Annotated in this window: 6 protein-coding genes; 1 reads left to right on the top strand and 5 read right to left on the bottom strand. The window is 65.8% G+C overall.

Annotation, left to right across the window (positions count from 1 at the left end; all coding sequences use genetic code 11):
• Positions 1 to 174: 174 nt before the first annotated feature.
• Positions 175 to 2,397: an AMP-binding protein gene (locus tag EOA32_RS30500; RefSeq protein ID WP_128373696.1), complete on the bottom strand. Its 2,223-nt coding sequence runs from the start codon at positions 2,395 to 2,397 to the stop codon at positions 175 to 177.
• 303 nt (positions 2,398 to 2,700) lie between these two features.
• Positions 2,701 to 3,108 carry a 4-oxalocrotonate tautomerase family protein gene (locus EOA32_RS30495; RefSeq protein WP_128373695.1) on the bottom strand — a complete coding sequence of 136 codons (408 nt, stop codon included), beginning with the start codon at positions 3,106 to 3,108 and terminating at the stop codon, positions 2,701 to 2,703.
• 113 nt (positions 3,109 to 3,221) lie between these two features.
• Here EOA32_RS30495 and EOA32_RS30490 point away from each other — a divergent pair, with 113 nt between their 5' ends.
• A complete protein-coding gene (locus EOA32_RS30490) occupies positions 3,222 to 4,076 on the top strand; it encodes a LysR substrate-binding domain-containing protein (RefSeq protein WP_128373694.1) in 855 nt (284 codons plus the stop codon).
• Positions 4,077 to 4,224: 148 nt separating this feature from the next.
• On the opposite strand, the gene EOA32_RS30485 is transcribed toward EOA32_RS30490, so the two are convergent.
• The 3 genes from EOA32_RS30485 to EOA32_RS30475 form a co-directional block, all read right to left on the bottom strand.
• Positions 4,225 to 5,124: a DMT family transporter gene (locus tag EOA32_RS30485; protein ID WP_128373693.1), complete on the bottom strand. Its 900-nt coding sequence runs from the start codon at positions 5,122 to 5,124 to the stop codon at positions 4,225 to 4,227.
• A gap of 55 nt (positions 5,125 to 5,179) precedes the next feature.
• The gene (locus tag EOA32_RS30480) at positions 5,180 to 6,076 is read right to left on the bottom strand and encodes a DMT family transporter (RefSeq protein WP_128373692.1); all 897 of its coding nucleotides are present in this window, start codon (positions 6,074 to 6,076) and stop codon (positions 5,180 to 5,182) included.
• Between the two features lie 141 nt (positions 6,077 to 6,217).
• On the bottom strand, positions 6,218 to 7,372 hold a 1,155-nt coding region (locus EOA32_RS30475; RefSeq protein WP_128373691.1), incomplete at its 5' end, for a peptidase S10.

The raw sequence follows: 7,372 nt of genomic DNA, 5'->3' as shown, positions 1-7,372 counted from the left end.
GTCCTGGCGAACATCTCCCCACTTGGGGGAGAAATTGGCAGCTTCGTTCAAGCCGCGCATCCTGCAACGATGCTGATTGGCGAAAGCCGAGACGGCATCTGATCTCCCCCCGTGTGGGGGAGATGTCCGGCAGGACAGAGGGGGGCGCTGTCCCGCCAGCGCTTGCGATACGGCCTAAGCCGCCGCGCTCAGCCCAAGCCGGTCGATCGCCAGCTTCCGCGCCGACACGTAATCCGTCTTGCCGGAACCCAGCACCGGGATCTCTTCCACCTTGATGATGTCATTGGGCACCATCAACTCGGCCGCGCCGGCCTTCTTGCCGAACTGGCGCAGCTCTTCGGCATTGGCGTCGTCGGCCGTGGTGACCAGCACGATGCGCTCGCCGCGCCTCTTATCGGGCACCGCCACCGCGGCATGGCGCTGTTCCGGCCACAGCGACTGCACCAGCATCTCGACCGCGCCCAGCGACACCATCTCGCCGGCGATCTTGGCAAAGCGTTTTGCCCGCCCGCGGATGGTGATGAAGCCGTCGCGGTCGACCGAGACGATGTCGCCGGTGTCGTGCCAGCCCTCGAGCGGCTGCAACTCGCCGGGGCGGTCGGCGGTCATGTAGCCCATCATCATGTTCGGCCCGTCGAGCCACAGCCGGCCGCCCTCGCTGATGCCCTCGACCGGCTCAAGCTTCATGCGGATCGCCGGCAGCAGCCGGCCGACCGTGCCATCGCGATTGTGGATGGCGGTGTTCACCGCCACCACTGGCGCCGCCTCGGTCAGCCCAAACCCTTCGATGATCGATGCCTGGAAACGGTCGCGGTAGGTGCGCCTTGTCTCGGGCTTTACCGCTTCGGCGCCGGCCACGACGAAACGCAGGCTGGAGAAATCGCCGTCCTTGGCAGTGCGGGCATAGTTGGCGAGGAAAGTGTCGGTGCCGAACATGACGGTCGGCCTCACCTTGCGCGCGATCTCCGGAATGATCTTGTAGTGCAGCGGCGAGGGATAGAGGAACAGTTTCACACCGGTTACCAGCGGCAGGATCGTGCCGCCGGTCAGCCCGAAGGAATGGAAGACGGGCAGCACGTTGAGCAGGATATCGGCCGGCGAGATCGTGATGCGCGCCTCGGCCTGCATGGCGTTGGCGAGAAGGTTGCGGTGCGACAGCACCACTGCCTTCGGCGTTCCTTCCGAGCCCGAGGTGAACAGGATCACCGCTGGTTTCGACGCATGCTGCCGCTGCAGCGGAAAACGCCAGAAAAGCGCCGCCGCGACCTTGTCGAGCAAGGTCACGCTCTCGCGCACATCCTCCAGCCACAGCATCTTGGCGCCGCCCGCCTCGACGGCGGCGACGATGTCGTCGATGGCGGCCTTCTCGATGAACGCGCGAGAAGAGACCACTGTGCGAATGACCGCCGTGCGGATCGCGGCGGTGACGCTCGCCGGGCCGGCGGTGTAGTTGATCATCGCCGCGACGCGGGCCGCCGAGATAAGCCCGATAAAGGAGAGCACCACGCCATTGGCATTGGGCAGGAGCAGGCCGACCGCTTCGCCGGGCGCCGTCACCGCCTCGAAGCGGCGGCCGAGCACGCGCGCGCCGATGAACATCTTGCGATAGCTGAGCGCGCCCGAAATCACGTCCTCGATGATCGGATGCGAGGCGCCGACGCGATCCGCCGCGTCGCGCACGGCCAGGAAAAGGCCGCGGTCGAGATTGCTGCCGTAGAGCCGCGCCTCGGCAAACCGGTCGAACAGGGCGTTGGTGTTCGACGCCATGTCGGGGTTGCGCGCCACCAGCTCGGCGACGGTCATCGGTTCCAGCACGCTGAGCGACAGGCGCGGGAACCAGTGGCGCGGCGCCTTGTCGGCCGACGTCAGCGACATCGGCAGGTCGCGCGCACCGGCGACGAAGATCGGCACGATGCGGGCGTCGGCCTGCATGGCGATGCGGGTGATGGCGCGGAACAGGCGGAACGACTTGACGTCCGGCTCGACGTCGTCGGGCAGATAGACCGCAAGCCGGCCCTTGCCCTTCAAAACGCGCACCAGCCGCCGGCTCACGAAGAGATGTTCGGCATTGAAGGCGATGGTCCGGGCAAGCTCGCGCCACGGCTCCAGCCAGGGCGAGCGGGCCGAGGCCTCGTCCAGAATGTGCAGCGTGTCGTCCGGCAAGAGCGACAGCATCAGCGCCGGCTCGATGCGCGATTGGTGCGAAACGACATAGATCACCGGCGTGCGGGCATTGCGGGCAATGCGGATGCGATCGTCGGCAATGCGGTAGGCGAGCTTGAACGGCACGTAGAGCAACGCCTGGGTAAAGCGCAGGTCGAGCCGGAACCTCTCGATCACGCCAATGAGCAGCCAGGCAAAGACAAGACCGGCAAGCAGCGCCAATGTCAGGATCATGCCGCTCTCTCCCAACGTCCTCCACGGTGCGGCTCTTGCGCGGCCGCTTCGGTGGCAGAAGGTAGCGGAAGTGGGGGCAAGGTCAATGTGGGGCTGGTAGGGCGCTCCCTTCTCCCCTTGCGGGAGAAGGTGGCCGAGCGAAGCCCGGACGGATGAGGGTGTTGGACGGATCGCTTCGCTGGGAATGTAAGTGCCTGAAAGCAATCGATTCTTCGAGGTTGTGCTTCTTCCAGAACCCTTCATCCGTCTCGACGCTGCGCGCCGATCCACCTTCTTCCACAAGGGAGAAGGGAAGGCGTGCCGCTACGCCACCTTCAGTCTCCCGCTGATGAAGCGGAACTCCTGGCTCTTGCCGCCAAAACCGTAGGCCGCCGCCGGAACCTCATGCACCAGCGCGTAGCTTTCCTCATGGACGCCGCCGAGCAGGCGGCCGAAGGCGTCGAAAATCGCCTGGAGATAGGCTTCGAGCTCGAGCTTGGTGTTGGTGCCGTCCACCACCTTGATGTCGAGCCAGAAGGTGCTCGTACCATGCTCGGCCAGCGACTTGCCGCCGGCGAACCAGTGCTGCGGATCGACGTAGCTGACCGCAACCGCGGTGATGGTCGGGTCCTTGCGCAGATGCGTGGCCGTAATCTCGGTGATCTCCTTCGCGATCGCGGCGGAACGCTTTGCGTCGGGCTCGCCGGTGACGCTGACATTGATGATCGGCATTTTTCTCTCCTTCGCTTCTGACGGCTTCGCGCCGCCGATGAAGGGACCATGCCACCAGCCATTCATCAAAAAAATCGAATTGTTTTTGATAATTACTTCGATATCATCGAAGTATGGAAACTCTCGATCCCGACCTGCTCAAAACCTTCCTCGCCTTCGTCGATGGCGGCTCCCTGTCCAGGGCGGCGTCCGCTGTCGGCCGCTCCCCATCCGCCGTCACGGCGCAGATGCAGCGGCTGGAGGAGATCGTCGGCGAGCCGCTGCTCGCGCCCCAGGGCCGTGGGCGCGGACTGACGCCTGCCGGCGAAGACCTTGTCGGACACGCCAGGCGCATCCTTGCCGTCCACACCGAGGCCTGGCTGGCGCTGAAAGGCGCGCGCGTCGGCGGCCGCATCGCCATCGGCACCACGCAGGACTTTGCCGATCATGGCCTGCCGGAGCTGTTGCGCGCCTTCGCCGCCAGCCATCCGCGTGTCAGGATCGAGCTGCGCGTCGGCCGCTCCCTGGAACTCGGGTCAGCGCTGCAGGCGGGCCAGCTCGATCTCGCGATCACCATGCGCCATGCGCCATCCCCGGATGAAGCGTTCCTGATCAGCGAGCCGATGCTGTGGCTCTGCTCGGACAAAGGGCTGGCGACGCGGCAAGAGGTGGTGCCGCTGGCGCTGCTCGATCCCTATTGCGGCTTCAGGGAGGCTGCGCTCAATGCACTCGACGCCGCCGGCCGCCGCTACCGCATCGCTGCCGGCAGCTCCAGCCTTGCCGGCCTGCGCAGCGCGGTCAATGCCGGCATTGCGCTGACGCCGCGCACCCGGCGTCTTGCCCATTCCGGTATCGTGGAAGCGTCCCCCGATCTCGACCTGCCGCCGCTGCCAATGGCCGGCTTCGCCATTCGGCTCGGCCGCGAGGCGGCTCGTCCGGCGCGGGATCTCGCGGAGCTTCTGGGCACCGGCCTGGCGCTGCCGCCCTGAACGGCCAGGAACGCCCAAAGAAAAAGCCGACCTTTTTGCGGGTCGGCTTCTAGTCGGACGGGTCGAGGGGTTTGGGGGGACTTGGGGGGTGACCCGTCGATCTAACAATGCCTGAGTCGAGTGATGGTTCCGTGACCGCGAAAAAAATTTACGAACGCGTCGATTTGGCTCTCGACCAGTCGCGTGCGGCGTGCGCGAAAACCGCGCAAAGCACGATCGCGCCGCCGACGATGCTGGCCAGCGGTGGGAATTCGCCGAGGAACAGCAAGGCGAACAGGATGGCGAACGGCACTTCGGCCGAGCCGAGCAGGCCGGATTCGGCGGCGGGGATAAGCCGCGAACCTTCGGTCCACAGGATCGAGGCCAGCGCGAAGGAGCAGCCGAAGGTGGCAAGCAGCACCATATCGCGGGTCGAAATGGCAACCGGGTCGGTGACGAACCAACCGAGGACGAAGAGCAGGAAGGCCGACACCGCGCCGGCCCAGACGACGGGCGAGTCGCGAAAGGCGCGCACCATGATCATGTAGAGCGCGCTGCCGGTGGTCATCAAAAGCGCCAGCCCGTCGCCCAACAGGTGGCCGCTGCCAAAGCCGCCGCCCACCATGACGGCGACGCCGCATAGCGACACGGCCGCCGCCAGCATCGTCTGCAGCCGGAATTTTTCCCGCACCAGTAGCAAGGCAAGCAGTGCGGCTATGAAGGGTGAGGTGGCGTAGATCACCGCGACATTGGCGACATAGGTGTATTTGAACGCCGCGATGAAGGCGATGCTGGCGGCAGCCCCCTCGACCGCAAGCAGCCAGCCGCGCCAGCCGAGCCTGAGGCTCTCGCGCCCGCCCGAGCGGCGGCGGCGCCACAACACGTAGAGAGCAATCAGGATCGAGCCGAAGAAGCCGCGCCAGCAGGTGATGGTCAGCGGATCGGCATGGATCGACTTGGTCAGCACGCCGGTGAGCGCGAAGGCGACGGCCGAGGCCGAGACCAGCACGACGCCCAGCATGCGCTCGGCTGTGGCGTCGGCGGTGCCCTTGGCAAGCTTTTCAGGCATGTCGACCGTATCCGTCATGGCACCAGACTATGCCGCTCGTGCTGACAGCCTTCTGTCATGAGTCCTCGACCCGTTTGCGGAAACGCTCGTTGCCGACGATCAGCAGGCCGGCGCCGATGATCAAAGCCGCGCCCATGAAAACTTCGGTTCTCGGCACGTCGCCCCAGATGGCGAAGCCCAGCGCGAACGCCCAGACCAGCGAGGTGTATTCGAATGGCGCCACGATCGACACCGGCGCCCGTTTCATGCCCTCGAACAGCATGTATTGCGCGACGCCGCCGAGCGCGCCGACGCTCATGAGAAGCATGAGTTGCGGCGCGTCGGGCATGCGCCACCAGATCAGCGCCGGCACCGCCGAAAAAAGCAGGAAGTAGAAATTGTTGAGCACCAGCTGGATCGTCGTGCGCTCCTGCATCGCGGTCTTGCGCAAGAGCACCACGGCGATGCCCCACAAAAGCGCTGCCGCCAGCACAAGCAGCACTGGCACGGAGAAGCCGAGACGCGCCGGGTCGCAGGCGATGAAGACGCCAACGAATCCGACGAACACCGCCGCCCAGCGCAAGAGCGGCACGGTCTCGCCCAGCATCACCACCGAAAGCACGGTGACGATGATCGGCGCGGCGTAGTAGATGGTGGTGAGCTCGGCGAGCTGCAGCGAGCGTGCGGCGTTGTAGTAGCAGAGCCAGGCCGCGAGCGTGAACGCGCTGCGCACCAGCATCGGCCGCACGATGGGCGAGTTTACGGTGTCGGCGAACAGCGTCCGTCCGCCGATCGCGCCGCAGGCGGCAAGGACGGTGACCGAGCGGAAGAACATGATCTGCCACACCGTCATGCCGGCCACCAACAGCTTGATCGAGGCGTCCTGCGCCGAAAACAGGAAATAGGCGGCCGCGGTGAACAGGATGCCGGCCAGCACCCTTTCGCGGCTTTCGAGGACGACGACATCGGCCATGCGGTATCGATTTGCCAGCGTGGAGGCGGCTCCGCCCCATCGGATCCACTTCTGCCAGCTATACGGGCGAAAGCTTCTACCGCGCTGTTCCAGCGCGGCGCTTGCGTTGGGGCAGAGCCCTCGTGGCCGATCGAGAAGCGCTTACTGCGTCGCCTGGTAGAGCTCGGAGGCTGCCTCCTTCAGCGCGCGCCTTCCGTCGGGCCTGAGGTACATCATGTGGCCGCCCTCCACGACATCGAGCCGGATCGGTTTGGCGTCGGCGAGCGAGGGAAGCTGGTTCACCAGATAGCGCGAAGCGAGATAGGGCGTCACCAGGTCGGTATAGCCGTTGACGATGACCACGCCGAGCGAGGGGTTGAGCGAACGCGCCCGCTGCAGGTCGTTCATCGCCCCGGCATAGCCTTGCCCCGAGGTGCCGTACTCCCAATTGCGACTGATCTCGCCGTTGAGCAGCCGGTAGCTGACATCCGTGCGATAATTCAGTTCGTTACGGGCGTAAGCGACAAAGGCCGAGGTCAGCACCGGCACACTGCGGTCAAGCACCGGGTCCGGGCCTTCTATGCGGGCGCTGCCCGGCGAGATATCGGCGGTGCTGATCGTGGCATCGAACGGGCTGAGCACCTTGCCCTTGGCGCGCTGGAACTCGCGGGTGAACAGGCCGGTAGGGACACGGGCGAAATTGCGCTCGACGAGATCGAGCGGCAGGCCGGTGATTTCCGCCACGCGCCCGCTGGCGAGCTTGCCGCCTTGCTCCAGCCCGCTGGCGAGCGCCGTCAGATAGTCGCCAAGCGCATAGCGTTCGACCTCGGCCAGCCTGTCGCGCAGCGCCTCGCCGCTGACGCCGTCGGCGCGAAGCCGCACCGCCGCCAGCGAAGGCAATTCGAGCGCCCAGTGCAATTGATCGAATTGGTCCGGCCGCACCAGCATGAACTCCAGCGCCGGCGAGATCAGCACGATGCCGGAGGGGCTCAAGCCGACATCCTCCTGCAGCGTCCTGGCGAGCAGCGCGGCGCGAAAGCCGCCATAGCTTTCGCCGGCGAGGAAGAGCGGTGAAGCGGTGCGGCCGTTCTGCGCCAGATAGAGCCGTATGAAAGCGCCGACCGAGCTGGCGTCCTGGTCGACGCCCCAGAACCCTTTCGTGTCCTGGCCCGGCGCTTCGCGGCTGTAGCCGGTGCCGACCGGATCGACGAAGACGAGATCGGTCATGTCGAGCCAACTGTCCGGATTGTCGATGAGCCTTTGTGGCGGCGGCAGGAATTGGCCGTCGGCACAAAGGCTCATCGACAATCCGGACAG

The sequence above is a fragment of the Mesorhizobium sp. M1A.F.Ca.ET.072.01.1.1 genome, from assembly GCF_004023325.1.
GTDB lineage: Bacteria > Pseudomonadota > Alphaproteobacteria > Rhizobiales > Rhizobiaceae > Mesorhizobium.
The sequence above is the reverse complement of the archived record's forward strand: the minus strand, read 5'-3'. Positions and strand labels throughout refer to the sequence as shown.